The organism is Amaricoccus macauensis (genome assembly GCF_014201905.1).
GTDB classification, from domain to species: Bacteria; Pseudomonadota; Alphaproteobacteria; order Rhodobacterales; family Rhodobacteraceae; genus Amaricoccus; species Amaricoccus macauensis.
In genome coordinates, this window is the sequence record NZ_JACHFM010000001.1 from 467537 (window position 1) to 492869 (window position 25333).

The 25333-nt window shown below is 68.5% G+C and carries 28 protein-coding genes; 16 read left to right on the forward strand and 12 right to left on the reverse strand.

Annotated elements, in window-relative coordinates:
* Nucleotides 1-4: 4 nt before the first annotated feature.
* The 5 genes from benD to HNP73_RS02235 all read right to left on the reverse strand — a co-directional run bounded on the left by benD (nt 5) and on the right by HNP73_RS02235 (nt 5039).
* The gene (gene benD / locus HNP73_RS02215; protein WP_184146686.1) at nt 5-823 is read right to left on the reverse strand and encodes a benzoate diol dehydrogenase BenD; all 819 of its coding nucleotides are present in this window, start codon (nt 821-823) and stop codon (nt 5-7) included.
* A complete protein-coding gene (benC, locus tag HNP73_RS02220) occupies nt 820-1839 on the reverse strand; it encodes a benzoate 1,2-dioxygenase electron transfer component BenC (protein ID WP_184146688.1) in 1020 nt (339 codons plus the stop codon). The genes benD and benC overlap by 4 nt, the downstream gene beginning before the upstream one ends.
* A gap of 70 nt (nt 1840-1909) precedes the next feature.
* Entirely contained in the window at nt 1910-2431 is a 522-nt protein-coding gene (gene benB / locus HNP73_RS02225) for a benzoate 1,2-dioxygenase small subunit (RefSeq protein ID WP_184146690.1), read from the reverse strand.
* A gap of 5 nt (nt 2432-2436) precedes the next feature.
* Complete coding sequence (benA, locus tag HNP73_RS02230; RefSeq protein WP_184146692.1) at nt 2437-3825, reverse strand: benzoate 1,2-dioxygenase large subunit; 1389 nt, start codon at nt 3823-3825, stop codon at nt 2437-2439.
* Nucleotides 3826-3896: 71 nt separating this feature from the next.
* Entirely contained in the window at nt 3897-5039 is a 1143-nt protein-coding gene (locus HNP73_RS02235; protein ID WP_184146694.1) for a muconate/chloromuconate family cycloisomerase, read from the reverse strand.
* A gap of 189 nt (nt 5040-5228) precedes the next feature.
* Here HNP73_RS02235 and trmFO point away from each other — a divergent pair, with 189 nt between their 5' ends.
* Nucleotides 5229-6605, forward strand: a complete 1377-nt coding sequence (gene trmFO, locus HNP73_RS02240) for a methylenetetrahydrofolate--tRNA-(uracil(54)-C(5))-methyltransferase (FADH(2)-oxidizing) TrmFO (RefSeq protein ID WP_184146696.1) — start codon at nt 5229-5231, stop codon at nt 6603-6605.
* Nucleotides 6606-6663: 58 nt separating this feature from the next.
* Here trmFO and HNP73_RS02245 read toward each other — a convergent pair whose 3' ends face one another.
* Nucleotides 6664-7236: an NADPH-dependent FMN reductase gene (locus HNP73_RS02245; protein ID WP_184146698.1), complete on the reverse strand. Its 573-nt coding sequence runs from the start codon at nt 7234-7236 to the stop codon at nt 6664-6666.
* A gap of 131 nt (nt 7237-7367) precedes the next feature.
* On the opposite strand from HNP73_RS02245, the gene HNP73_RS02250 reads away from it, so the two are divergent.
* The 4 genes from HNP73_RS02250 (at nt 7368) to HNP73_RS02265 (ending at nt 10633) form a co-directional block, all read left to right on the forward strand.
* Nucleotides 7368-7973 carry a YqgE/AlgH family protein gene (locus HNP73_RS02250; RefSeq protein ID WP_184146700.1) on the forward strand — a complete coding sequence of 202 codons (606 nt, stop codon included), beginning with the start codon at nt 7368-7370 and terminating at the stop codon, nt 7971-7973.
* 127 nt (nt 7974-8100) lie between these two features.
* On the forward strand, nt 8101-9117 hold the full coding sequence (locus HNP73_RS02255; protein ID WP_184146702.1) for an ABC transporter substrate-binding protein: 1017 nt from the start codon (nt 8101-8103) through the stop codon (nt 9115-9117).
* A 9-nt stretch (nt 9118-9126) separates the two neighbouring features.
* Entirely contained in the window at nt 9127-9951 is an 825-nt protein-coding gene (locus tag HNP73_RS02260) for an ABC transporter ATP-binding protein (RefSeq protein ID WP_184146704.1), read from the forward strand.
* Between the two features lie 82 nt (nt 9952-10033).
* Nucleotides 10034-10633: a hypothetical protein gene (locus HNP73_RS02265; protein WP_184146706.1), complete on the forward strand. Its 600-nt coding sequence runs from the start codon at nt 10034-10036 to the stop codon at nt 10631-10633.
* A gap of 6 nt (nt 10634-10639) precedes the next feature.
* Here the strand turns inward: HNP73_RS02265 and hemC are convergent, their stop codons facing one another.
* Entirely contained in the window at nt 10640-11578 is a 939-nt protein-coding gene (hemC, locus tag HNP73_RS02270; protein ID WP_184146708.1) for a hydroxymethylbilane synthase, read from the reverse strand.
* A gap of 64 nt (nt 11579-11642) precedes the next feature.
* Here hemC and hemE point away from each other — a divergent pair, with 64 nt between their 5' ends.
* Nucleotides 11643-12674 (forward strand): uroporphyrinogen decarboxylase, encoded by a 1032-nt coding sequence (hemE, locus tag HNP73_RS02275; protein WP_184146710.1) that lies wholly within the window; start codon nt 11643-11645, stop codon nt 12672-12674.
* A gap of 60 nt (nt 12675-12734) precedes the next feature.
* On the opposite strand, the gene HNP73_RS02280 is transcribed toward hemE, so the two are convergent.
* From HNP73_RS02280 to HNP73_RS02290, 3 genes are all read right to left on the reverse strand, one after another.
* Nucleotides 12735-13079, reverse strand: coding sequence for a DMT family transporter (locus HNP73_RS02280; protein ID WP_184146712.1), 345 nt, complete (start codon nt 13077-13079; stop codon nt 12735-12737).
* Between the two features lie 62 nt (nt 13080-13141).
* Nucleotides 13142-13558, reverse strand: coding sequence for a hypothetical protein (locus HNP73_RS02285; RefSeq protein ID WP_184146714.1), 417 nt, complete (start codon nt 13556-13558; stop codon nt 13142-13144).
* Between the two features lie 86 nt (nt 13559-13644).
* Complete coding sequence (locus HNP73_RS02290) at nt 13645-13797, reverse strand: hypothetical protein (protein ID WP_184146716.1); 153 nt, start codon at nt 13795-13797, stop codon at nt 13645-13647.
* Nucleotides 13798-14027: 230 nt separating this feature from the next.
* Between HNP73_RS02290 and HNP73_RS02295 the strand changes: the two genes are divergently transcribed.
* From HNP73_RS02295 to wrbA, 7 genes are all read left to right on the forward strand, one after another.
* Nucleotides 14028-15395 carry a glutamine synthetase family protein gene (locus HNP73_RS02295; protein ID WP_184146718.1) on the forward strand — a complete coding sequence of 456 codons (1368 nt, stop codon included), beginning with the start codon at nt 14028-14030 and terminating at the stop codon, nt 15393-15395.
* Between the two features lie 71 nt (nt 15396-15466).
* Nucleotides 15467-16852 carry an aldehyde dehydrogenase family protein gene (locus HNP73_RS02300; protein ID WP_184146720.1) on the forward strand — a complete coding sequence of 462 codons (1386 nt, stop codon included), beginning with the start codon at nt 15467-15469 and terminating at the stop codon, nt 16850-16852.
* Between the two features lie 127 nt (nt 16853-16979).
* Nucleotides 16980-17237, forward strand: a complete 258-nt coding sequence (locus HNP73_RS02305) for a PepSY domain-containing protein (RefSeq protein WP_184146722.1) — start codon at nt 16980-16982, stop codon at nt 17235-17237.
* A complete protein-coding gene (locus HNP73_RS02310; protein ID WP_184146724.1) occupies nt 17237-17779 on the forward strand; it encodes a cytochrome b/b6 domain-containing protein in 543 nt (180 codons plus the stop codon). Before HNP73_RS02305 ends, HNP73_RS02310 begins: the two co-directional genes overlap by 1 nt.
* 24 nt (nt 17780-17803) lie before the next feature.
* Nucleotides 17804-18307: a helix-turn-helix transcriptional regulator gene (locus tag HNP73_RS02315; protein ID WP_221288135.1), complete on the forward strand. Its 504-nt coding sequence runs from the start codon at nt 17804-17806 to the stop codon at nt 18305-18307.
* 72 nt (nt 18308-18379) lie between these two features.
* Nucleotides 18380-19540, forward strand: coding sequence for an iron-containing alcohol dehydrogenase (locus tag HNP73_RS02320; RefSeq protein ID WP_184146726.1), 1161 nt, complete (start codon nt 18380-18382; stop codon nt 19538-19540).
* A 111-nt stretch (nt 19541-19651) separates the two neighbouring features.
* Nucleotides 19652-20251, forward strand: coding sequence for an NAD(P)H:quinone oxidoreductase (gene wrbA / locus HNP73_RS02325; RefSeq protein ID WP_184146728.1), 600 nt, complete (start codon nt 19652-19654; stop codon nt 20249-20251).
* A 17-nt stretch (nt 20252-20268) separates the two neighbouring features.
* Here wrbA and HNP73_RS02330 read toward each other — a convergent pair whose 3' ends face one another.
* Nucleotides 20269-20508: a DUF2188 domain-containing protein gene (locus HNP73_RS02330; protein ID WP_184146730.1), complete on the reverse strand. Its 240-nt coding sequence runs from the start codon at nt 20506-20508 to the stop codon at nt 20269-20271.
* A 128-nt stretch (nt 20509-20636) separates the two neighbouring features.
* On the opposite strand from HNP73_RS02330, the gene HNP73_RS02335 reads away from it, so the two are divergent.
* The 3 genes from HNP73_RS02335 (at nt 20637) to HNP73_RS02345 (ending at nt 23460) form a co-directional block, all read left to right on the forward strand.
* Nucleotides 20637-21242, forward strand: coding sequence for a CoA pyrophosphatase (locus HNP73_RS02335; protein WP_184146732.1), 606 nt, complete (start codon nt 20637-20639; stop codon nt 21240-21242).
* Nucleotides 21242-22411 carry a CCA tRNA nucleotidyltransferase gene (locus HNP73_RS02340; RefSeq protein ID WP_184146734.1) on the forward strand — a complete coding sequence of 390 codons (1170 nt, stop codon included), beginning with the start codon at nt 21242-21244 and terminating at the stop codon, nt 22409-22411. Before HNP73_RS02335 ends, HNP73_RS02340 begins: the two co-directional genes overlap by 1 nt.
* A 146-nt stretch (nt 22412-22557) precedes the next feature.
* The gene (locus HNP73_RS02345; RefSeq protein WP_184146736.1) at nt 22558-23460 is read left to right on the forward strand and encodes an OmpA family protein; all 903 of its coding nucleotides are present in this window, start codon (nt 22558-22560) and stop codon (nt 23458-23460) included.
* A 33-nt stretch (nt 23461-23493) separates the two neighbouring features.
* On the opposite strand, the gene HNP73_RS02350 is transcribed toward HNP73_RS02345, so the two are convergent.
* The gene (locus tag HNP73_RS02350) at nt 23494-25047 is read right to left on the reverse strand and encodes a 2-isopropylmalate synthase (protein WP_184146738.1); all 1554 of its coding nucleotides are present in this window, start codon (nt 25045-25047) and stop codon (nt 23494-23496) included.
* Nucleotides 25048-25333: the final 286 nt, after the last annotated feature.

The window sequence follows — 25333 nt, forward strand, 5'->3', positions numbered from 1 at the left end:
CCCGTCACCCGAGATCTCCGCCGCCGACCGGAATGACCATGCCGGTGATGTAGCTCGCCTCGTCGGAGGCAAGAAAGAGGATCGGGGCGGCCTGCTCGTCCAGCGTGCCGTACCGGTGCATCAGGCTAGACGCGAGGGTCTGGTTGACCACCGTCGAAGTCACGCTGTCATCGGTGCCCGTCGAGGCCTCGCGGGCGATGTTGCGCGGGGCCTTGCGCGCCGGCGCCTCGGTGCCCCCCGGCGCGGTCGCGACCACCCGGATGCCGCGCTCGGCGACCTCCCAGGCGAGCGACGCGGTCAGCGCGTTCACCCCGCCCTTCGCCGCGGCGTATGGAACGCGGTAGAGACTGCGCGTCGCGATCGAGGAGACGTTGACGATGGTCCCCTTGCCCGCCGGCAACATGTAGTCGAGCGCCGCCCGGCAGCAGAAGAGCGTCGGGAAGAGCGATCGTCGGATCTCTGCCTCGATCTGCGCGGGCTCGTAGGTCTCGTAAGGTTTGGCCCAGATCGTCCCGCCGACGTTGTTCACCAGCACGTCGATGCGGCCGTAGAGGTCGACCGCACGCGCCATGGCGGCGGCGCAGCCTTCCCAGGTCTCAAGGTCGGCGTCGAAGGCGTGGGCGGCGCCCCCGGCGGCACCGATCGCCTCGACCACCTCGTCGCGATAGGGCGAGCGATCGACGATCAGCACCTCGGCGCCCTCGGCAGCGGCACGCTCGGCGACGCGCCGGCCGATGCCCTGCGCGGCACCGGTCACGACCATCGCCTTGCCGGCAAAGCGACCGGGTACCGCCACCGCCGGGGCGGCGAGCGGGGCGGTCATGCCGCCACCGCCGGGGTCTCGTTCGGATTGAACTTCTCGAAGTGGAAGCTCGTGGGCGTCACGCCGAGGGCGGCCATGTGGTGGCGAACCGCCTCGACCATCGGCGGCGGACCGCAGAGATAGACGTCCGTCTCACCGCCGTTGAAGTCCTCGAGGCTCAGGTGATCGGTGACGAAGCCCTTGCGCTCATGGTCTTCGTCCTGAGAGGCAAGGATCGTCACCACCTCGACATTGCCGATCTCGGCGCCGAGCGCCCGGACCCGGTCGAGTTCCACCAGATCGACGCCACGGGTGACGGCGTAGTAGAGGCGGATCGGCTGGTCGGTGCCATCGGCCGCGACCTTCTCCAGCATGGCGAGGAACGGCGCGAGGCCGGTGCCGCCGGCGAGCCAGAGCTGGGGCCGCTGGATCGGGCGGAGATAGAAGGCGCCCATCGGACCCGTCAGCTCGACGGTATCGCCCGGCTGCGCCTTTTCGCCGAGCCAGGTGGACATGGTGCCGCCCGGCAGATTGCGGATGAGGAAGCTGCCTTCGGGGCCACCCGGGAGCGACGAGAACGAGTATGACCGCTGCCGGTCGGTGCCGGGAACACCGATGTTGACGTACTGGCCAGGCAGGAACTCGATGGGCTTCGCGAGCTTCACCCGCAGGGTGAAGGAACTGGAGGACAGGGCATCGACGGTGATCACCTCGCCCTTCACCGTCTCGGCGCCGGTCTTGCAGGCGATCGAGGAGGCCGGAACGCTGAGCACGCAATCGGACTTCGGCGTCATCTGGCAGGTGAGCGCGTAGCCATCTTCTGCCTCGTCCTCGGTCATCGCTTCCTCAAGGTAGAAGCCGAGTTCGAACTCGCCCTTCTCGACCTTGCACTTGCAGGTGCCGCAGACGCCGTCGCGGCAATCCATCGGAATGTTGATCTTGGCGCGGAAGGCGGCGTCCATGACGAGCTCGTCCTCGTCGCACTCGACGACGCGCGTCACGCCGTCCTCGAAGTTCAGGGCAATTTTGTGGGCCATGGCATGATCCTTCCAGATCCCGCCCGCGAGAGGTGCGGACGGGGGGCTGGTTGTGAGCTCTGGGGATGCGTCAGATGTGGTACACGTCGATCACATGGTGGATGTGGTCGTTCTTGAGCACGACTTTCTTCGATGCGATGAGCGGGCGCTCGCCGCGGGCGTCGATCGTGTAGTACGACGTGCCCCAGTGCTGGTCGGTGACGTTGTAGCGATAGGACAGCGTCAGCCAGTTGAACCGCACCTTCAGGATGCCGCCTTCCTGGCTCAGCACCTCGATGTTGTTGATGTGATGCTGCGTCCGCGGCTCCGGCAGGCTGGTCGCCGAGGAGCGGTCGGTCTTGATGCGGAAGATGCGGTCGATGATCCCCTGCTTGTCGGGGTAGTAGATCAGCGAGATCTCCGACTGCGGATCCTCCGTGAGACGATCGTAGTCATCCCACGCCGGCATCCAGTAGTCGCAGTCCTCATCGTAGAACGTCAGCCAGTGGTCGAAGTCCCGGTCATCGAGGGCCCGGGCCTCGGCGAAGAGGAACGCCTGGACGTCCTCGAAGGACAGGGTGCGGGCGGGGGTGTCGAGTTCAGCGACGCTCATGAGGCTTACTCCGCGGCTTGGGCAACGGGGGCGGACGCCGCGCGCTCTTCGGCAACCGCCTCGCGCATGCGCTCTCGCCACTGGCTGTGCTGGATGACGAAGAGCCCTTCGTCCTCGGTGCGGGCGCCGGACATGATCGGCTCGATGCCTATCGCCTTCGCGTCATCATCGGCACCGGTGATCCACTGGGTCGCGCCGCGGGTCAGGTCGTTCCACTTGGCGAAGCGCGCGCCGGCATAGCCGCGCTGGGTGGCACGGAATTCCTCGGTGTCGTCCGGCGTCGCCATGCCGGAGGCGTTGAAGAAGTCCTCGTACTGGCGGATGCGCCGGGTGCGTGCCTCGGCACTCTCGCCCTTCGGCGCGATGCAGTAGATCGTCACCTCGGTCTTGTCGACGGCCACCGGACGGAAGACCCGGAGCTGCGACGAGAACTGATCCATCAGGAACAGGTTCGGGTAGAGGCAGAGGTTCCTGAGGTAGCCGATCATCCAGTCCGCCTTGGCCTCGCCGTAGCGCTCCACGAGCGCATCGCGCTCCGGATAGAGCGGGCGGTTCGACGGGTCGGCCCAGACGGTCCAGAGCAGCAGGTGGCCGTTCACGAAGGAATAGAACCCGCCCTTCTGCTTCGCCCATTTCGAGGCGTCGTTCGCCTTGATCTTGTCTTCCTTGCCCTCCTGACCGCGACGGGAGGTGGTGGCGACGTAGTTCCAGTGCACGGCGGAGACGTGATAGCCGTCCGCGCCATTCTCGGCCTGGAGCTTCCAGTTGCCGTCATAGGTGTAGGTCGAGCTGCCACGCAGGACCTCGAGGCCCTCGTCCGACTGGTCCGCGACCATGTCGATCATCTTGCGCGCCTCGCCGAGGTAGTCCTCCAGCGAGGAGACGTCCGGGTTCAGGCTGCCGAAGAGAAAGCCGCGGTAGTTCTCGAAGCGCGCGACCGGGGTGAGGTCATGGCTGCCCTCGGAGTCGAACTGCTCGGGGTAGCCGGCGCCGGCCGGGTCCTTGACCTTGAGCAGCTTGCCGGTGTTCGAGAAGGTCCAGCCGTGGAACGGGCAGGTGAAGGTCGCCTTGTTCGCGCGCTTGAAGCGGCAGATCATGGCGCCACGGTGCGAGCAGGCGTTCACCAGCGCACGCAGTTCGCCCTTCTTGTCGCGGGTGATGACGACCGGAACCCGGCCCATCTGGGTGGTGAAGTAGTCGTTCGGGTTCGGGATCTGGCTCTCGTGGGCAAGGTAGATCCAGTTGCCCTCGAAGATGTGCTTCATCTCGAGTTCAAAGAGGTCCTCGTCAGTGAACATGTCGCGGCGGGCGCGAAAGATGCCGCGCTCCGGATCGTCCTCGACGATGCCGTCGAGCCGGGCGTCGATCTCGTCCAGGGCTTCGGGGGTGAACATCAGGCAAGCCTCCTCCGTGGGTCGCCGGTCGATCGCCGGGACCTTCGTTGCAGTCGGGATGGCGCTGCCGTCTAGGCGACGGTGTGCAGCGTGCGGGCGCGGTCGCGCCGGTAGAAATCCACCTTGGCCTCGTCGAGGGTGACGCCGATGCCGGGGCCCTCGGGCAGGTGGACCGAGAAGTCGTGGTAGTCGATCGGCTCCGCCAGGATCTCGTCCTTGAGCAGCAGCGGGCCGAAGAGTTCGGTCCCCCAGTCGAGGTGATCGACGGTGGAAAAGAGCTGGATGGCCGCCGCGGTCGAGACGCCGGCCTCGAGCATCGTGCCGCCGTAGAGGCCGATCCCGGCGGCCTCGCCGATCGCCACGACCTCGGCGGCACGCTTCAGGCCGCCGGACTGGCCGATCTTCACCGCGAAGACGTCGGCCGCCTGCATCGCCGCGACCGCGAGCGCGTCCTGCGGGCCGTTCAGTTGCTCGTCGGCCATGACGGCGATTTCCGTGCGCTCTGTCAGTGACTTCAGGGCCGCAATGGAGCCGATGCGGATCGGCTGTTCGGCCAGTTCGACGCCGATCGCCTGAAGCCCTGCGAGGCCGCGGCGGGCGTCCGTGAGGCTCCACGCCTGGTTGACGTCGACGCGGATCGACGAGCGGTCGCCGACCGCGCGGGTGATCGCCTCGACGTGGGCGAGATCGTCGCGAACGCTGCGCTTGCCGATCTTCAGCTTGAAGATGTTGTGCCGGCCGCTCGCGATCATCTCCTCGGCCTCGTCGATGTCGGTCTCGGACTTGCCCGAGGCCAGCGTCCACGCCACCGGCATCGCCGTGCGCACCGGCCCGCCGAACAGGCGCGCCACCGAGACGCCGAGACGCCGGGCGAGTCCGTCCCAGAGGGCGATCTCCACGGCGCAGCGGGCGATCGGGTTGCCGCGCACCATCTTCTCCGTCAGCGCGATGGCGCCGTTCACGTCGTCGGCGTCACGGCCTTCGAGGGTCGGCGCAATGTAGGTGTCGATCGCAACCTTGATGCTCTCGGGGCTCTCCGGGCCGTAGCTCATGCCGCCGATCGAGGTCCCTTCGCCGAGGCCGGTCGAGCCGTCCGAGAAGTGGATACGGACGAGAACGATCGACTGCATCATCATCGTCGTCATCGACAGCACGTGGCCGCGGATCGTCGGGATATCGAGAATGGTGGTCTCGATCCGCTCGATCTTGGTCATTCCGGTGGTCCCCAAGCCAATTCCTCGCCCCGGAGAATGGGCGGTGGCGCGCCCTCAAGTCCAATACTGGGATGGTCTCGGGTGATACCCCGCAGCGACGGCTTCGCCCGCTGCTCGCCTGACCGCGATCAGGGCGCGCGCGCGCCCCGGCCCTTCCCTTCCGGCCCCGGCTCGCCTAAGTGGGCCGCCATGACCAAAGCGCATCCTGACCCCATCCACGTCGTCGGCGGCGGCCTCGCCGGCGCCGAGGCCGCGTGGCAGATCGCCGGCATGGGCGTGCCGGTCATCCTGCACGAAATGCGGCCCGAGGTTGCGACCTTCGCGCACAAGACCGAGGCGCTGGCCGAGCTCGTCTGCTCGAACTCGTTCCGCTCGGACGACGACGAACAGAACGCCGTCGGGCTTCTCCACTGGGAGATGCGGGCGGCCGGCGGACTCATCATGTCAACCGCCGACCGGCACAGCCTGCCCGCGGGCAGCGCGCTCGCGATCGACCGCGAGCCGTTCTCGGCAGAGGTCACCGCGACGCTCGCGGCCCATCCGCTGGTGACGATCGAGCGTGGCGAGATCGCCGGGTTGCCGCCGGCCGAGTGGTCGAGCGTGATCATCGCGACCGGGCCGCTCACCTCGCCGGCGCTGGCCGACGCCATCCGCCAGCTCACCGACGAGAGCGCGTTGGCGTTCTTCGACGCCATCGCGCCGATCATTCACTTCGAGTCGATCAACCTGTCGAAAGCATGGTTTCAGTCGCGCTACGACAAGGGCGAGACCGAAGCCGATCGCACCGCCTATCTCAATTGCCCGATGGACCGGGCGGAGTACGAAGCGTTCATCGACGCCCTGCTCGCGGCCGAGACCACCGAGTTCAAGGACTGGGAGCGCGATACGCCGTACTTCGAGGGCTGCCTGCCGATCGAGGTGATGGCGGAACGCGGCCGTGAGACGCTGCGGCACGGGCCGATGAAGCCGGTCGGGCTCACCAACCCGCACGCCCCGGAGCGCAAGCCTTACGCTGTGGTCCAGCTTCGCCGGGACAACGCGCTTGGCACGCTCTACAATATCGTCGGCTTCCAGACGAAGATGAAGTACGGCGCGCAAACCGATGTTTTCAGGCTTATTCCCGGCCTTGAGACAGCGGCCTTTGCCCGGCTCGGCGGCATCCACCGCAACACGTTCCTCAACTCCCCACGGCTTCTCGATGGCCAGATGCGGCTCCGGGCCGACCCGCGGCTGCGCTTCGCCGGTCAGGTGACCGGTGTCGAGGGCTACGTCGAGAGCGCCGCCATGGGGCTTCTCGCCGGCCGGCTGGCTGCGGCGGAACGGCTCGGGCGCGAAGTGGCGCCTCCGCCCGAGACGACGGCGACGGGTGCGTTGCTCCGCCACATCACCGGCGGTGCCGACGCGAAGACCTTCCAGCCGATGAACGTGAACTTCGGACTCTTCCCGCCGCTGGACGACGTGCGAGGCGGGCGCCGTGGCCGGCGCGACCGCTACAAGGGCTACACTGACCGGGCAAAGGCCGATTTCGGCGCCTGGCTCGCGCCCGCGCCGGTGGCGGCGGAGTAATCCCCGCCGCGGCTGGCCTTCCCGCGCAGAACCGATGCGCGGGAAGACCGACCTGAGGTCAGGCAGCCGGCGCTCGGAGCGGCTTCAGCGCCTCGGCCCAGCGGGCAATCTCGTGCAGCATCTGGCCGGCGGCCGTGACATGGGTTTCGTTGGGGGTGAAGACCCCGTCCTTCACGTGGTTCGCCACGAACGGCACCACCACCGCTTCGGTGATCGGGACCACCTTCAGCGGCGTGATCAAGAGCTTCGCGAGCGTCGCCGCCCGCAGGCCGCCCGAAACGCCGCCGTAGCTGACGAAACCCGCCGGCTTGTAGGCCCACTCGTGGAACAGATAGTCGACGGCATTCGCAAGCGATGGCGCGACGCTGTTGTTATACTCTGGCATCACCATCACGAAGGCATCCGCCGAGTCCACGATCGCGCTCCAGGCCTTCGTGTGCTCATGAACATACTTCCTGAGCCGAGGGTGGTGCGGCTCGTCAAGCAGCGGCAGGCCGATCTCCGCGAGATCGACAAGTTCCGCGTCGTAGGCCGGATGCTCATCGGCAACGCCATGGATCCACTGACCGACGGGAAGCCCGACCCGCCCGGGCCGGGTGCTTGCGACGATTACCTTCAGTTTCAGCGTCATGCGAATTGTTCCCCGTTCATGACTTTGGACGCAGCACATAGCCCCAGACTGACCCGCCGCCAATACTGCGGCGGACTACCGCTGGTTGCCTCGCTTGTATTCGCCGGGGAACCGTCCCATCTTCAACCATCATGACCGATACCCCGCACCCCGACGCCACGTCTACCCCGCACCCCGACGCCAGGTTTCTCGATGGCCGGCTGCTCATTGCCATGCCCGGAATGGGGGACATGCGGTTCCAGCGGTCGGTGATCTTTCTCTGCGCACACTCTTCCGAGGGTGCCATGGGCCTCATCGTCAACAAGCCCGCCAATGATCTCAGCTTCACCGACTTGCTGAGCCAGCTCAAGATCGAGCCGCAGGTGGATGTGAAGCGCATCCGGGTGCATTTCGGCGGTCCGGTCGAGCACGGCCGCGGCTTCGTGCTGCATTCCTCCGACTACCAGGTGGAGGACTCGAGCCTCTCGGTCAGTCCGGGATTTGCCATGACGGCGACCGTCGACATCCTTCAGGACATCGCCAGCGGCACCGGCCCCGAGCGGGCGCTGCTCGCGCTCGGCTACGCCGGCTGGGGTCCGGGCCAGCTCGAGTCGGAGATCCAGGCGAACGGCTGGCTGATCGCACCGGCCGACAAGGACCTCGTCTTCGGCCACCCCGACCCGGAGAAATGGAGCGCAGCCCTGCGTTCGATCTCGATCGACCCGCGCCTCCTCTCGCTCGAGGGCGGCAGGGCCTGATCAGGCTCCTCGGGGGGACATTCGTCCCGACCGTCCCACAAGGAGTTGCCTTTGCAGGCATGGAGTTTATCCTGAATCGCGCAGGACGCGCGGGTGCGCGCTCCGACCCATTTGGAGACCGCCAGCTGTGTATCAGACGCTGACCCGCGCCGCCGCGGCGCTGTCGCTCGCACTTCTCGCGTTGCCGGCGTCGGCCGCGCCGTTCCGGCTGATCACCACGGACCTCGAGCCGCAGCTCGTGCCAAACTCGGTCATGGATCTGGCTGAAACGCTTGGTTATTTCGAGCGTGAGGGCGTCGAGGTCGAGCTCGTCCGGGTGCAGCAGACCCCCTCGGCGGTCGCGGCCCTGCAGGCGGGCGAAGGCGAGATGGCGAACATCTCGGTCGACGCCGCCCTTCAGCTCGTCGCCCGCGACCAGATGCAGATCAAGGCCGTGGTCTCGCCGAACCGGTCGCTGCCGTTCCTCATCGCCGGCAAGGAATCCATCGCCAGCGTCACCGACCTCCCCGGCAAGAGCTTCGGGGTCGGCCGCGTGGGGAGCCTCGACCACTCGCTGAGCAGCAAGGTTCTCGCGAGCGCCGGCGTCGACCTCGACAAGCTCGATTTCGTCGCCATCGGCCAGCCGAACGTCCGCGCCCAGGCCCTCGCGGCCGGGCAGATCGATGCCACCACCATGTCGATCGGCGTGTGGCTCGCGCTGCCGAAGAAGGACGGGCTGCATGTTCTCATCGAGCCGGATGCGTATTTCGCCGCGGCGCCGGTCCTGAACAAGGTCAACGTGGTGCCCGACGCCGTGCTGCAGGAGCGGCGCGACGATGTGGTGAAGGTGGTGCGCGCCATCGTGAAGGCATCGCGCGCCTTCGCCCGAGATCCCGGCATCTGGGTCGACGCCATGGCCAAGGCCCGGCCCGACGTCGATCGCGCGACGCTCGAGACATTGGGGAAATCCTTCGTCAACGCCTGGAGCGTCAATGGCGGTCTCAACCGCGCGCAGATCGACGCCACCGTTGACTGGACCTACGCAACGCCGGACTTCGCCGACTTGCGCAAGGTCGGGTTCGACGACTGGGTCGATCTGTCGGCGATCACCGACGTGCTGAAGACCGAGGGCATCGCGCCCGGCGACGATCAGCCCGGCTTCTGACGCCACCGCATGCGCGACACGTCCGCCCCGCCAGCCGCCATCGAGCTTCGGGGTGTATCGAAGACGTTCCGCCGCAAGGGAACGGCATCGCCGGTCGCGGCGCTCTCCGGTGTGGACCTCGACATCGCGCCCGACCAGTTCGTGAGCCTCGTCGGCCCTTCGGGCTGCGGCAAGACGACGCTCCTGCGCCTGATGAACGGCCTCGTGCTTCCCGACGCAGGCACCGTCCGGGTGAACGGCGGGGTGCCGCGCCCCGGCCCGGACACCGGCTTCGTCTTCCAGTCGTTTCGCCTCATCCCGTGGGCGACCGTCGCGGCGAACGTCGCGTTCCCGCTCGATGTCTGCGGCGCTGCACCCGCGCTCCGGGACGAACGGGTCGCGCGCTATCTCGAACTCGTCGGCCTCACGCGCTTCGCCGACGCCTACCCGGCGGAGCTTTCCGGCGGCATGAAGCAGCGGGTTGCCCTCGCCCGGGCGCTGGCGTCCGAGCCGCGCATCCTGCTGATGGACGAGCCCTTCGCCAGCATCGACGCCCAGACCCGTGAGCTGATGCAGGACGAACTGCTGCGGATCTGGGAGCGCCGACGCGGGGTCGTCGTCTTCGTCACCCACAGCGTCGACGAAGCCGTCATGCTCGCCGACCGCGTGGTGCTCATGGGCCCGCGGCCGGGCCGCATCCTCGCCACCTACGATGTTCCGCTGCCGAGGCCGCGGCGCGACTACGACGTCCGCGCCCGGCCGGAGTTCACCGAGCTGCGCACGGAACTCTGGGCACGTATCCGTGAGATGGTGGTCTCGGACCCGGGCTCGGACTTCTTCCGTCGCTCCATGTAAGCCGTCGCTGAATGTGATATTTTTCCTCTTTTAAATCGCCCGCCGACCGGCAAGAACGGTTCGAAATTGCGGGACGATCCACATGACGAAAGCCACCCCGATCAGCGCGGCGCTGCTTCTGGCCGCGGTCTCGCTTTCACCGGCCGTGGCCGGCTCGCCGGCGCCCGAGACCGAGGACAACGCCTTCGTCTTCACCGGGCGGCTGCTCGACGAGGACATGGGCGACAGCCTCAAGATCATTTCCGGCGACTACGAGGACAATTTCATCACCGGGATCGGCGCGCAGGATTTCGCGATCCACACCGGCATCGTCAGCCTCGGCTACGAGCTTGGCGCCGCCGCCCGCTACGGTCAGGATTCGACGTTCGAGGCGTGGGGCGGCCTCGTCGGCCGGATCGATGACATCCGCCTGCTCGACTGGCTCTATGTCTCCCCGGCGCTGGTGTTCGGCCTGAGCTACGTCAGCGACTCGCACGAGGGCCGGGAGAAGCGTCTGGAAGCACAGGCGGAGGGCGACGCGCGCATGCTGTTCTATCTCAGCCCCGAGCTCGATTTCCGCCGCTCGCCCGATGCGCGCTACAGCGTCTTCTACCGGCTGCACCACCGCTCGGGCGCGTGGAACACCCTCGGGATGCACGGCGGCTCGAACGCCAACATCTTCGGCGTTCGCATGCGGTTCTGACCGCCCTCAGCCGAAGAAGTTCGGGCCCGCCCGTCCGCGCAGCACAGCGGCCGCCTCCGCGCCCAGCGCATCGCCGTCGCCCGTCGCGCCCTCGCTGGCATGAGCCAGCCGCTCCGACCCGTCGGGCCGCAGGATCTCGCCGCGCAGCCGCAGCCGCCCGCCCTCGATCTCCGCAAGCCCGGCGATCGGCGTCTGGCAGGACCCGTCGAGCCCGGCGAGGAACGCCCGCTCGGCCGCGAGCCGCAGGCCGGTCTCCGCGTCATGGATCGCCGACAGGAGTTCGGAGACCATGTCGTCGTCCGCCCGGCTCTCGACCCCGATCGCACCCTGTCCGACCGCCGGCAGCATCTCGTCGACCGGGATCGGCACCGCCGGCACGTCGCTGCGCCCGAGGCGGTTCAGCCCAGCCATGGCGAGGAACGTCGCCGCCGCGACCCCGTCCGCCAGCTTGCCGAGACGGGTCTGCACGTTGCCCCGGAACTCGACCACCTGCAGGTCCGGGCGGGCGTTGCGAAGCTGCGCCGCGCGCCGCAGGCTCGATGTGCCGACGATCTCCCCCGCCGGCAGCTCGGCCAGCCCGGCGAAGCGGGGTGAGACGAACGCGTCGCGCACGTCCTCGCGCGGCAGCAGGCAGCCGATGACGAGCCCCGCGGGTTGCAGCGTCGGCATGTCCTTCATGGAATGGACCGCCGCGTCGATCTCGCGCCGTGCCAGCGCCTCCTCGATCTCGCGGGTGAAGAGCCCCTTGCCGCCGAGCGCGGCCAGCGGGCGGTCCTGCACCCGGTCTCCGGTGGTGCGGATCACCACGATCTCGAATGCCGCCTCCGGCAGTCCGTGCGCCGCCATCAGCCGCGCACGCACCTCCTTGGCCTGCGCGAGGGCGAGCGGGCTGCCACGGGTTCCGAGGCGCAGTGGTCGATCGGGCGAGGGCAAATCCGCAGGCATGTCGCTTCCCCTTGTCGCCGCCGATCTGTAAGCAAGGCTCCCGAGGATCACAAGGCGCGGACCCATGGCAGACAACCGACTCCTGATGCGCGCCCTCCGTGGCGAGACAACGCCGGTTCCGCCGGTCTGGCTCATGCGCCAGGCCGGGCGCTACCTGCCCGAGTACCGGGCGACCCGGGCGAAGGCGGGGAGCTTTCTCGATCTCTGCTACAATCCCGAGCTCGCCACCGAAGTGACGCTGCAGCCGATCCGCCGGTTCGGCTTCGACGCGGCGATCCTCTTTGCCGACATCCTGCTGGTGCCACAGGCCCTTGGCCTCGAGCTTCGCTTCGCCGAGGGCGAGGGTCCCCGGCTTTCGACGGTCACGTCCGCGGCCGACTTCGCCCGGCTGAAGCCGGCCTCGGCGATCCACGAGACGCTTGGCCCGGTCTACGAGACGGTGCGGCTTTTGCGCGCAGAGCTGCCGGCAGAGGTGCCGCTCATCGGCTTCGCCGGGGCGCCATGGACGGTCGCGACCTACATGATCGCCGGGCATGGCACGCCGGATCAGGCGCCGGCGCGAACGCTGCTTTACCGCGACCCGGAAACCTTCGACGCGCTCATCGACCGGATCACCGACGCGACGATCGCCTACCTGCTGGCGCAGGTCGCCGCCGGCGCCGAGGTGATCAAGCTCTTCGACTCATGGGCCGGCGCCCTGCCCGGGCCGCATTTCCACCGCTATGCCATCGAGCCCGCCATGCGCATCGCGAGCGCACTCCGGGCCGAGCATCCGGATCTGCCGATCATCGGCTTCCCGCGCGGTGCCGGCGCCGGCTATGCCGCCTTCGCGGCCCACGCCGGTGTGCAGGCCATTGCCATCGACACCAGCGTCGACCCCGCGTGGGCCGCCGCGACGTTGCAGCCACGGCTCTGCGTGCAGGGCAACCTCGACCCGCTGCTCATGGTGCTCGGAGGCTATCCGCTGACCGAGGGCGCGCGGCGGATCGTCGAAGCGTTCGCGGGCGGGCCGCACATCTTCAACCTCGGCCACGGCATCACGCCGGACGCGAGCCCGGCAAACGTCGAGACGCTGCTCCGCGCCATCCGCGGCTGACGAAGGAGCCAGGTTCGGCGCGGCTGATGGCGTCCGCTGAGGGGCGCGCCGCGCCGGAGATCAGTGCCCGGTGACCGAGCCGGAGAACACGTTCACCACCACGACGCCGCCGACGATCATCCCGAGGCCGATCACCGCCGGCGCGTCGAGCCTCTGCCCGAAGACGGTCCAGCCCACCACCGAGATGAGCACGATCCCGAGGCCCGACCAGATGGCATAGGCGATCCCCATGGGGATCACCTTGAAGGTAAACGCGAGCCCGACAATGGCGAGAGTGTAGCATACCGCGACCACGAGGCTCGGGCCGAGCCTTGTGAACTGTGCGCTGGCGTGCAGGGCCGATGTGCCGATGATCTCGCAGATGATGGCGCCAGACAGGATCAGGTAGGCGGTGCTCAACGACATGATGGTTCTCCCGGGGATTGCCCCTGCCATGTCGCGTGATACGTGCGCCGTCAAGCGACCCGTCATCCGCATGGCGAGCAAGCCCCGATGTCGTTGAGTGCTTTCCAGAGAGATGCGGCGCGCCGGTGGCAATGGCGTGACTTCAGATCATCCAGATCCTTCTGGCGGGAGAGGCTCGCCTCCATGAGATCATCCCGAAGATCTTCACGAGCACCGTACTCTGCCAGCCTGGCATGAAGGACCTTCACCGGGTGCTGAGGTGCCGCGCCCAACCGCGTGACCTCCCGCTGGTAAAATCCCTCCAGAGCCTGATCCTCCACATCACTGCCGAGGCTCAGCCGATCGTACTGCATCAGACCTTCGAGCCGACCGATCCTGGCGACATCATCGCTGAGGCCCCAGTATTCGCGCAGGACGAGGAACAGCTTGCGACAATCGACGACCCGCTCGCACGGGGATTGGTGGTTCGGTGAATTCATGGACGTTCTCGCCCCCGTGATGGCCGCCAACAAGCTGGCCTTGCGTGACATCGCGCCGCCGCAATGGTCCGGCGGCAAGCCGTTGCTCAGTGCCGAACGTCGCCGCCCGTCAGCGCGCAGATCCGCGATACCCGGATCGCCACCGCCTCGCGATGTATCCGGTCTGCCTCGGCCAGATCCGGCGCCCGCGCCGCGAGCCACGCGACCGTCTCCGCAAGCACCCCCCGCGATGCGACCATGCGTTCCGCTTCCGATCTGATCTTGCGCCCCGCCGCAATGCGTCGGGCGAGTTCCGCCCCCATGTTGCCCCCACTTCGCCCGCGTCCCCGAGCCGCGTCCCCAAGCCTCCGCAGCCTGCGCCCCGGACGCGGGATTTGCCACGACGGCGCCGCGTCATGGTTAATCGCGGCGCCCCTTGCCAGCTTCCGGGCCGCTCACTAGCGTCACAGCCAAAACAGGGAGCCGGGGGATGTCGGGAATGCTGTCGCTGAAGCAGCTGTCGGACGCCGTCGCGGAGGGCACCATCGATACGGTGGTCGTCGCGCAGGTGGACATGCAGGGCCGCCTGATGGGCAAGCGCTTTCAGGCCGAGTTCTTCCTCGAGAGCGCCCACGAGGAGACCCATTCCTGCAACTACCTCCTCGCCACCGACTTCGAGATGGAGACGGTACCGGGGTTCCGCTCGACGAGCTGGGCGGCGGGCTATGGTGACTACGTCATGAAGCCCGATCTCGCGACGCTGCGCCGCACGCCGTGGCTGCCGGGCACCGCGCTCGTGCTCTGCGACGTCCTCGACCATCATCACCACGAGGAGGTGCCGCACTCGCCCCGCGCCGTCCTGAAGCGCCAGATCGCGCGGCTGCGCGAGATGGGCCTCGTGCCGATGATGGCCTCCGAGCTCGAGTTCTTCCTCTTCGAGCAGACGTATCGCGACCTGCACGCCGCCGGCTATCGCGGTCTCGCCCCGGTCAGCCCCTACAACGAGGACTATCACGTCTTCCAGACCACCAAGGAAGAGGACGTGATGCGGGCGATCCGCACCGGGCTGCAGGGCGCTGGCGTCAAGGTCGAGAACTCCAAGGGCGAGGCGAGCGCCGGGCAGGAGGAGATCAACGTCGCCTATCGCGACGCGCTCGGGGCGGCCGACGACCACGTGATCGTCAAGAACGCGGTGAAGGAAATCGCTTTCCTCAAGGGACGCGCCGCCACCTTCATGGCGAAGTGGTCGAACACCGCCGCCGGTTCCTCGGCCCACATCCACCAGTCGCTCCGCGATGCGGATGGCCGGTCGGTCTTTCTCGACTCCGGCGAGCCGCACGGCATGTCGCGGACCATGCGCTCCTGGGTCGCGGGGCTGCTCACCCATGCGGCAGAGGGCACGGCGTTCCTCGCGCCGAACATCAACAGCTACAAGCGCTTCGTTGCCGGCACCTTCGCCCCCACCAAGGCGGTCTGGTCCCCGGACAACCGCACCGCCGGCTATCGCCTCGTGGGCGAGGGCTCGCGCTCGATCCGCATCGAGTGCCGGGTCGGCGGATCCGATCTCAATCCCTATCTCGCCTTCGCCTCGCAGATCGCAGCCGGGATCGCCGGGATCGAGGCGGGGCTCGAGCTCGAGCCCGAGTATCACGGCGACGCCTATACCGACGCGAGCCTGCGGCAGATCCCGTTGACCCTGCGCGACGCCACGGCGGCCCTCGACGGGTCGGAGATGCTGCGCGCGGCGTTCGGCGACGCGGTCATCGACCACTACGTCCACGCCGCCCGCTGGGAGCAGAGCGAACACGACCGCGTCGTGACCGACTGGGAACTCCGTCGCGGGTTCGAACGATGCTGACGCCGGGCCGCCCGGGGCGGCAATCCAACGACTGCCTTGCCGGATATTTCTCTCAGGAGGTCCGAGCCGCGATGAACCAGATCACCTGCGTCAGCCCGATTGACGGAACCGTCTACGCCACCCGGCCGATGGCGACGCGCGACGAGGTGGCCAACCGCCTCGACGTCGCCCGCACGGCGCAGAAGGACTGGGCGGCCCGGCCGCTCGCCGAGCGCATCGCCCTCGTCGAAGAGGGCGTCGCCCGGCTCGATCAGGTGAACGCCGATCTGGTGCAGGAGCTTGCCTGGCAGATGGGCCGGCCGACCCGCTACGGCGGCGAGATGGGCGGCGTGCGCGAGCGCACCGGCTACATGGCCGCCATCGCCCGCCGCGCCCTCGCCCCGGAGGTGATGGAGGACGACGCGAAGTTTCGCCGACTCATCGCCCGCGAGCCGGTCGGCCTCGTTCTCGTCATCGCCCCCTGGAACTATCCCTTCCTCACCGCGATCAACACCATCGTCCCCGCGCTCATCGCCGGCAACGCCGTGGTGCTGAAGCACGCGAGCCAGACGCCGCTCGCCGGTGAGCGGCTGGCGCAGGCCTTCGCCCACCTGCCGGACGGGGTCTTCACCAACCTCTTCCTTGGCCATGCGCTCACCGCCGAGCTCATCGCCGCGCGCAGCTTCGGCTTCGTCAACTTCACCGGCTCCGTCTCCGGCGGCCAGGCCATCGAGCGTGCCGCCGCCGGCAGCTTCACCGCCCTCGGGCTCGAGCTCGGCGGCAAGGATCCCGGGTACGTCCGCCCCGACGCCAACCTCGACGCCGCTGTCGACACGCTGATGGACGGCGCCTTCTACAACTCCGGCCAGTGCTGCTGCGGGATCGAACGCATCTACGTGGCCGAGCCGCTGTTTGATGCCTTCGTGGAGAAGTCGGTCGAGTGGGTCTCGAAGCTCACGCTCGGCAACCCGCTCGACGCGGCCACGACCCTCGGCCCGATGGCGGCAAGACGGTTCGCCGATACCATTCGCGCCCAGACAGCGGAGGCGATCGCCGCGGGCGCTCGTCCACTCATCGACCCGAAGCTCTTCGCCGCCGACACCGGCGAGACCGCGTACCTCGCCCCGCAGATCCTCGTGGGCGTCGATCACTCCATGCGGGTGATGACCGAGGAAAGCTTCGGCCCGGTCGTCGGCATCATGCCGGTCCGCGACGACGAGGAAGCCATCGCGCTGATGAACGACAGCCGCTATGGCCTCACCGCCAGCATCTGGACCGAGGATCCGGACGTCGGGCAGGAGATCGGCGCCCGGATCGAGACCGGCACGGTCTTCATGAACCGCGCCGACTACCTCGACCCGGCGCTCACCTGGACCGGGGTCAAGGATACCGGGCGGGGTGCCGCGCTCTCGCATCTCGGCTACCTGAGCGTGACCCGGCCCAAATCCTACCATCTGCGTCGGCTGGACTCCGCCTGAGGCGAATAAGCCCACGCTTATCGCCTGCCGGGTAAGCGTGTGACCGATGGCGGCGGCCGGAAAATCCCGGCCACTCCTCGCGTCGTGCCGGCCCGCTGATGCCGGCGACGTTGATGGAGTTGCCCAGATGAAGACGTTCGCACTGACCTTCCTTGCCCTTGGCATGGCCGCTGTCCCCGCCCTCGCCGACCCGAGCTGCAAGGGCGTGGAAGCGACGATGCCGATGTGGCAGGTCGCGAAAGGTTTCGAGGAAGCCGGCGGCAAGATCCGCGAGATGAAGGTCAGCGATGGCTGCTACGAGATCTACGGGACCAACGGCGAGACCAAGCTCGAGATCTACTACAACCCCGCCACGGGTGCGGAGCTTCAGCGCGAGGAAAGCTGATGGTGGCGAAACATCCGGGGGCGGCCGTCGCCCCCACCATCCCGGTGTGGGATCCGCTGGTCCGCGTCCTGCACTGGACGCTGGCCGCGGGCTTTCTCGGGGCGTTCCTGTTCAGCAGCCCGCGCGATCTTCATGAGGCGCTCGGCTGGATCGCGGTCGGCGCCGTGGCCGTCCGCGTGGTCTGGGGCTTCATCGGCACGCGGCACGCGCGCTTCGCGGACTTCGTCACGACGCCGGGAGGCTTTCTCGCCTATGCCCGCGCAACGCTTGGCGGGCGGGAGCCGCGATTCGTCGGACACAATCCGGCCGGCGGGGCGATGGTCGTCGCCCTTCTCACGGTGGTGGCGGCACTCGGGCTGACCGGCTGGATGATGGGGCTCGACGCCTTCTGGGGCGCCGGCTGGCTCGAGTCGCTACACGAGACCGTGGCGAACATCGGCATCGGCCTTGTCCTGTTCCACTGGCTCGGCGTAGCGTGGGAGAGCCTGCGGCACCGAGAGAACCTTGCAAAGGCAATGGTCACCGGACGCAAGCGCCCCTGAGGCGGCTCGCGAGGTTGACGATCGATGCGCAGTTGGTGGACGCGCACGCGCCTGCTCGCGCTGGCCGCCGCTGTGCAGGTCGGCTGCGGGTTCCTCATGATCATCGACCTGATCTCGGAGGCGTCCGATTACCGCGACAACCTCGGTCATGCGGCCCTCGACCTCGCCATCCTCGCGGCGCTGATTCTCGGCTCGGCGCTGATCCTTGGCGAGCTTCGGCGGCTGCGGGCGGCGAATGCGCAGATGGCCGGCCGTCTGCGCGCCGCCAGTGGCGCCTTCGTCGAGCTGCTCGAGGAGACGTTCACCGCCTGGGGTCTGACGCCGGCCGAGCGCGAGGTCGCATATCTCTCGGTCAAGGGCTTCTCGATCGAGGAGATCGCAGCGCTTCGCGACGCGCGGTCCGGCACCGTTCGCGCCCAGTGCGCAGCCGTCTATCGCAAGGCCGGTGTGTCCGGGCGGGCGCAGCTTCTCAGCCACTTCATGGATGATCTGCTCGCCGGCGCGGAGCTCACTCCGCGCCGGGGCTGAACGTTCTGCGCAGCATTGCGCCCGCGTGACGTTTCCCCGACACTGGACGAAGCCCTTTCCCGCGAGAAAAAAATGCTGCCCTCAGCAAACTGGAACTACCCGACCGCGATCCGCTTCGGCACCGGTCGCATCGACGAACTCGGTGACGCCTGCGCCGCCGCCGGAATCCGTCGCCCGCTGTTCGTGACCGACCCCGGGCTCGCCGGACTGCCGATCGCGCGGCACGCCCTCGAGGTGCTGGCCGCCGCCGGGATCGAGGCGGCGGTGTTCTCGCAGGTGAACTCCAACCCGACGGAGGAGAACGTCGAGGCCGGGATTGCCGCGATGCGCGCCGGGGACCACGACGGCGTGGTCGCCTTCGGGGGCGGCTCGGCGCTCGACTGCGGCAAGGTCGTGGCGTTCATGAAGGGCCAGACCCGGCCGATGTGGGACTTCGAGGACATCGGCGACTGGTGGACCCGCGCCGATCCCTCGGGCATCGCCCCGATCATCGCGGTCCCGACCACCGCCGGGACCGGCTCCGAGGTCGGGCGGGCCGGAGTTATCACCAACATCGCGACCCACACGAAGAAGGTGATCTTCCATCCGAAGATGCTGCCGGCGCAGGTGATCCTCGATCCCGCGCTTACCGTCGGCCTGCCGCCGGCCCTGACCGCCGGGACCGGCATGGACGCCTTCGCCCACTGCCTCGAAGCCTACGCCGCGCCCTCCTATCACCCGCTGGCCGAGGGCATCGCCGTCGAGGGGATGCGGCTCGTGCAGGAGAACCTCGTCCGCGCGTACCGCGACGGCTCGGACCTCGAGGCGCGCGGCAACATGCTCGTCGCGGCGTCCGCCGGCGCGACCGCCTTCCAGAAGGGTCTCGGCGCGATCCACGCGCTCTCCCACCCGGTCGGCGCGCTCTACAACACCCACCATGGACTGACGAACGCCGTCTTCATGCCCTACGTGCTCGACTTCAACCGCGAAGCGCTCTGGGACAAGGTCGACAGGTTGTCGGCCTGGCTCGGGCTGGAAGATGGCTTCTCGGGCTTTCTCGACTTCGTGCTGCGGATGCGGCGGGACCTCGGCATTCCGCACACCCTCGACAAGATCGGCGTCGATGACAGCCGCTTCGAGGAGATGGCGCGGATGGCCATTGTCGACCCCACTGCCGGCGGCAACCCCCGGAGCCTGACGGAGGCCGACGCCCTCGATCTCTACCAGCGCGCCATGGACGGCCGACTGGGGTAAGCTCGGCAACAATCCGTTTCGCAATGCCCGGATTTACTCCCCGGCGGGCACGGCTAAAGTGACGCGGAAGAAAGACACACCCCATCCCCAGGACACACGAAGGAAACCGACATGGCGAAGATCCTTGCCCTCTACTACTCCAGCTTTGGCCACATGGAGGCGCTGACCAATGCCGCCGCCGAGGGAGCGCGCGAGGCCGGCGCCGAGGTAACGGTGAAGCGGGTTCCCGAACTCGTCCCGGAAGAGGTCGCGAAGGCTTCCCACTACAAGCTGGACCAGCCGGCGCCGATCGCGCAGCCCGGCGAGCTCGTGGACTATGACGGGTTCATCATCGGGGTGCCGACCCGCTATGGCAACATGGCCTCCCAGATGAAGAACTTCTGGGACCAGACCGGCGGCCTCTGGGCCAAGGGCGCGCTGATCGACAAGGTTGCGACCGTCATGTCGTCGACCGCGACCCAGCACGGCGGCCAGGAGTCGACGATCCTCACCACCCAGGTCGTGCTGCAGCACCATGGCATGCTGATCGTGCCGCTCGGCTACGGCTACGCCGGGCAGATGGGCACCGACAAGTACCGTGGCGGCTCGCCCTACGGCATGACGCTCCTGACCGGCGGCGACGGCTCGCGCTGGCCCGACGAGGACGATCTGGCCGGCGCCCGCTTCCAGGGCAAGCGCGTGGCCGAGATCACCAAGAAGATGCACGGCTGACCGCTCGCCGCGGCCGCTCAGTCCTCGACTTCGGCGTCCGGGCGATCATTGCCTTGCGCCACTTCCGAGTGCCAGCGGCCGCGGTCGTCTTCCCACGAGATGCCTTCGGTGGCGCCGGGCGTCCGCTGCTCGGCCGCTGCCCGCTCCGCCGCCGAATGCGCCTCCTCCTGGGAGGCGAACGGCTCGGAGTAGGTGCCATTCACCCGGTAGGCCCAGCCGCCATCATGCGGCACGATCTCGTATGTCACCTTGGTCATCGGTTGATCCCCCCTTTCGCAAGTCTGGAAGACTGACGCCCGCAAGCCCCGAAGGTCAACGCCCGTGGGGCCGCATTCGCCGTCAGTATACCTTGAAGGATCACCGGGAGCGGGGCATCTACCCTAGCATGGATCGCCCCCTCCTCAATCCGTCCGAGATCGAGCGCGCGCTCGGCACGCCGGCTCTGGCCTCTTCGGACTATGATCTGAACCCCACCGTCCGGCGCCCGGACCGCCCCCTGCGGTCCGCGTCGGTCCTCATTCCGCTGGTCGAGCGGGGACCGGGACTGAACCTGGTGCTCACCCGGCGCGCCGCGCGTCTGACCCATCACCCGGGCCAGATCGCCTTTCCCGGCGGCAAGCAGGACCCGACCGACGCCTCGCCGCTCGCAACCGCATTGCGCGAAGCCAACGAGGAGATCGGTCTCGATCCCTCCGGGGTCGAAGTGCTCGGTGCCCTCGACTTCCACGAGACGGTCACCTTCTTCAACATCTCGCCATTCGTCGGACTGGTGCCGTCGGACTTCCGCCCGGTGAGTGACCCGGGCGAAGTCGCGGAAGTGTTCGAGGTGCCGCTCGAGTTCGTGCTCGACCCGGCGAACCTGCAGATCCACCGCCGGCAATGGCAGGGCCAGTGGCGGGCGTATTACGCCATCCCCTACGGACCTCACTATATCTGGGGAGCCACCGCCCGGATGCTGAAAGCGCTCGCCGACCGGTTGCAGGCCCCCTGATGCGCATCGCCGGGGACTGGCTGGCGGCTCCGGCGACGCAGGCCGTCTGCGCCGCCCTGACCGCACGCGGAAACCGCGCGCTCTTCGTCGGCGGTTGCGTGCGCAACGCCCTGCTCGGGCGCCCGGTCGCCGACATCGACATCGCGACCGACGCGGTGCCCGAGACGACCATTGCCCTCGCCCGCGCGGCCGGCCTGCATCCGGTTCCGACCGGCATCGCGCACGGCACCATCACCATCGTGGCGGGCAGGCGGCCCTATGAGGTCACGACGTTCCGCCGTGACATCGAGACCACGGGCCGCCACGCGACTGTCGCCTTCACCTCCGACGTGGTGGATGACGCGCGTCGCCGTGATTTCACCATGAACGCGCTCTATGCCGACCGGTCGGGCGAAGTTGTGGACCCGCTCGGCGGCCTGCCCGACCTGCTCGCCCGGCGGGTGCGCTTTGTCGGCGACCCGGCCGAGCGGATTGCCGAGGACTACCTCCGCATCCTGCGGTTCTTTCGCATTCACGCCTGGTACGGCGATCCGGCGGGCGGTCTCGACCCGGACGGCCTCGCCGCCTGCGCCGAGCTTCAGGACGGGCTGGAGCGGCTGTCGCGCGAGCGGGTCGGCGCCGAGATCTGCAAGCTGCTCGGCGCCGACGATCCCGCGCCGTCCGTGGCGGCGATGGCCGCCACGGGGATTCTCACGCGCATCCTGCCCGGCGCCGACCCGGCCGGGCTCGCGCCGCTCGTGCATGTGGAGAAGGCCGCAGGGTTCGGCCCGGACTGGCGGCGACGGCTGGCGGTGCTCGGCGGCGATCCGGCGTGGCCCGACGCGCTGCGCCTCTCCCGCGCCGATGCGCGCGCCGTCGCGGCGATCCGGGCGGCGCTTTGCGATGGCCTGCGACCGGCGGCGAGCGCCTGGCGTCATGGGGCAGACGCCGGCCGGGACGCCGCGCTCATCACCGCATCTGCCACCGGGGGAGCCGTGCCCGGCGACCTCGCAACCGAGCTCGCCCGGGGGGCGTCGTCGCGCCTGCCGCTCGCGGCGCGCGACCTCGGGCTCGAGGGTCCGGCCCTCGGGGCAGCGCTGCGCCGGGCTGAAGCGGCATGGATCGCGGCGGACCTGCGGCTCGACGATGCCGCCCTGCGCGCGGCAGCGGCCGGACGAACTCCCGCTTAAGGCGAATAGTGGCGGAAAATCTGCCACAACTGTGCCTGATACGTAACAGTCCTACTCCTTAAGTGCCTATCCGGCGTTGTCACAAGCAACAGGCTGGCTCTATGCTCGGGGCAACAAGAAGAGCAGTCAAAGACGCTGGGGCAGGCATGAAACGCACATGGGCATATCTTGCCGGGGGAGGCGCGTTGCTTCTCGCCGGAATAACCGTAACCCAACTCGCCGACCATCGGGGCACGACCGGCGGACCGACGCTCGCCGCGCCGACCTCGACCCTGCCGGCGAGGGTCGCCGAGGCGCCCGCCACGCAAGTTGCGGCGATCGGCGCCGAGGGCGCTGCGCGCCTCGCGGCCGCGGAAGCCGAGATCGACCGGCTCACGGAAGCCCTCGCCGCCGCCACGGCGGAGAACACGGAACTCCACCGCACCCTCGCGCTGCGCGATACGGTGCTCGATACCCTGAAGGCGAGCGTGGCCGAGCGCGACGCCGCCCTTGCCGACCTGCGGGACCGTCTCGCCTCGAACGAGGCCGAGCTTGCGAGTCTCAACGGCCGGCTCGACGGCCTGAAGGCGCCGGCTGACTTCGATCACGCGCTCGCCTCGCTGAAGCTCGACGCCGGCGGCCCGAGTGTCGCCCGGATCGAGCCGGCGGCCGTCAGCAGTGGGGATGCGGGCTTCGCACCCGGCGCGCCGGTGCGCGAGAGCGGCAGCGCGGTGGTCGAGGTACAGTTCGACTTCGCGTCCTCGGCGCTCACCCCCGGTGGTCAGGAGCGCGCCGCGGTCGCGGCCGCGACGCTCTCGGGCATGGCGCTCGCGGAAGTCCGCGTGGTCGGCCATACCGACCGGGTCGGCCGCCCCGAGGCGAACCGCCGGCTCGCCGCCCGCCGGGCGGACGCAGTCGCGCGCTTCCTCGTCGAGGCAGGTCTGCCGGCCGACATCATCGTCATCGATGGTGCCGGCGAGGCAGGCGCGCCGATCACCACCGACGATGGCGTCGCCGAGCCGCTGAACCGGTCGGTGCTGATCTTCGCGCAGGCAAGGCCCACCAGCTGACGAAACGGGGGGAGCTGTCGCTCCCCCACCCGCTCAGGCGCTCGCCGCCTCCGGCGCGGTCTTCAGGCGGCGAACCAGCAGCTTGTTGATGGCGTTCACGTAAGCCCGCGCCGAAGCGACCACCGTATCGGTGTCCGCCGACTGGCCGGTGACGATCTTGCCCCCCTCCTCGAGCCGGACGCTCACCGTCGCCTGCGCGTCGGTGCCCTCGGTCACCGCATGGACCTGATAGAGGTTGAGCTTCGCGGTGTTCGGCACCAGGCTCTGCACCGCCTTGAAGACCGCGTCCACCGGACCGTCGCCGACCGTCTCGACCTCATGCTCCACGCCGTCGATCACCAGCGTCATCTCGGCGGTCTGCGGCCCGTCGGTGCCGCAGACGACGCGCAGCCGCTTCACCTGGATCCGGTCGTTCGCCGCATGGGTGTCGGTGTCCTGCATCAGCGCGATCAGGTCGTCGTCGTAGACTTCCTTCTTGCGGTCGGCGAGTTCCTTGAACCGCACGAAGACGTCGCGGAGCTGGTTGTCGCCCACCGCATAGCCCAGTTCGGCGAGCTTCGAGCGCAGCGCCGCGCGGCCGGAGTGCTTGCCCATGACGAGGCTGGTGGCGTTGAGGCCCACGTCCTCGGGCCGCATGATCTCGAAGGTCTCGGCGTTCTTCAGCATCCCGTCCTGGTGGATGCCGCTCTCGTGGGCGAAGGCGTTCTTGCCGACGATCGCCTTGTTGAACTGCACCGGGAAGCCCGAGACCGTGGCGACGAGCCGGCTCGCCTGCATGATCTTCGACGTGTCGATGCCGGTCCGGTAGGGCATGATGTCGTTGCGGACCTTCATCGCCATCACGACTTCCTCGAGCGCGGTGTTGCCCGCCCGCTCGCCGAGGCCGTTGATGGTGCATTCGATCTGCCGGGCACCGGCCTCGACGGCGGCGAGCGCGTTCGCCGTCGCCATGCCGAGGTCGTTGTGGCAGTGGGTCGCGAACACCACCTCGTCCGCGCCGGGCACCTTCTCGATCAGCATTCGGATGAGATCGGCGCTTTCGCGCGGCGCGGTGTAGCCGACCGTGTCGGGGATGTTGATCGTCGTGGCACCGGCCTTGATGGCGATCTCGACCACGCGGCAGAGATAATCATGCTCGGTCCGGGTCGCGTCCATCGGCGACCACTGCACGTTGTCGCAGAGATTGCGCGCGTGGCTCACCGTCGCGTGGATGCGCTCGGCCATCTGGTCCATGTCGAGGTTCGGGATCGCCCGGTGCAGGGGCGAGGTGCCGATGAAGGTATGGATGCGCGGCCGCTTCGCGTGTTTCACCGCCTCCCAGCAGCGGTCGATGTCCCGGAAATCGGCACGGGCGAGGCCGCAGATCACCGCTGACTGCGCCATCTGCGCAATGCGGCTCACCGCCTCGAAGTCACCCTCGGAGGCGATCGGGAAACCCGCCTCGATGATATCGACACCCATCTCGTCGAGGAGACCGGCGATCTGGAGCTTCTCCTCCAGCGACATCGTGGCGCCGGGCGACTGCTCGCCGTCGCGCAGCGTGGTATCGAAGATTACAACCCGGTCCTGGGCCTTTGCATCGGTCATGGGGGTTCACCCTTGGTCTGGAGCTTCTTCGGCGCGTCGGGCTCCCTCTGAGCGCGCGCGCCGTGACCGGGCACGCTCAGAGGCGGCTAAGCAGAAGAAGCCCGGCAAGCCGGCCAACGGCCGTCGCCTCAAGTCCCGCGCTGATCCGGTGCATGCTCATGGGGCGGAGTATAGCCGCGACTCGGGGGAGTTAAAGCCGGAATCGCGCGGGCGGACCGGGGGAAATCGTTCGGATCCGCCGTGCCCGACGTGTAGCTTCGGAGAAGGCCCGGCGCCTGCGCGCCGG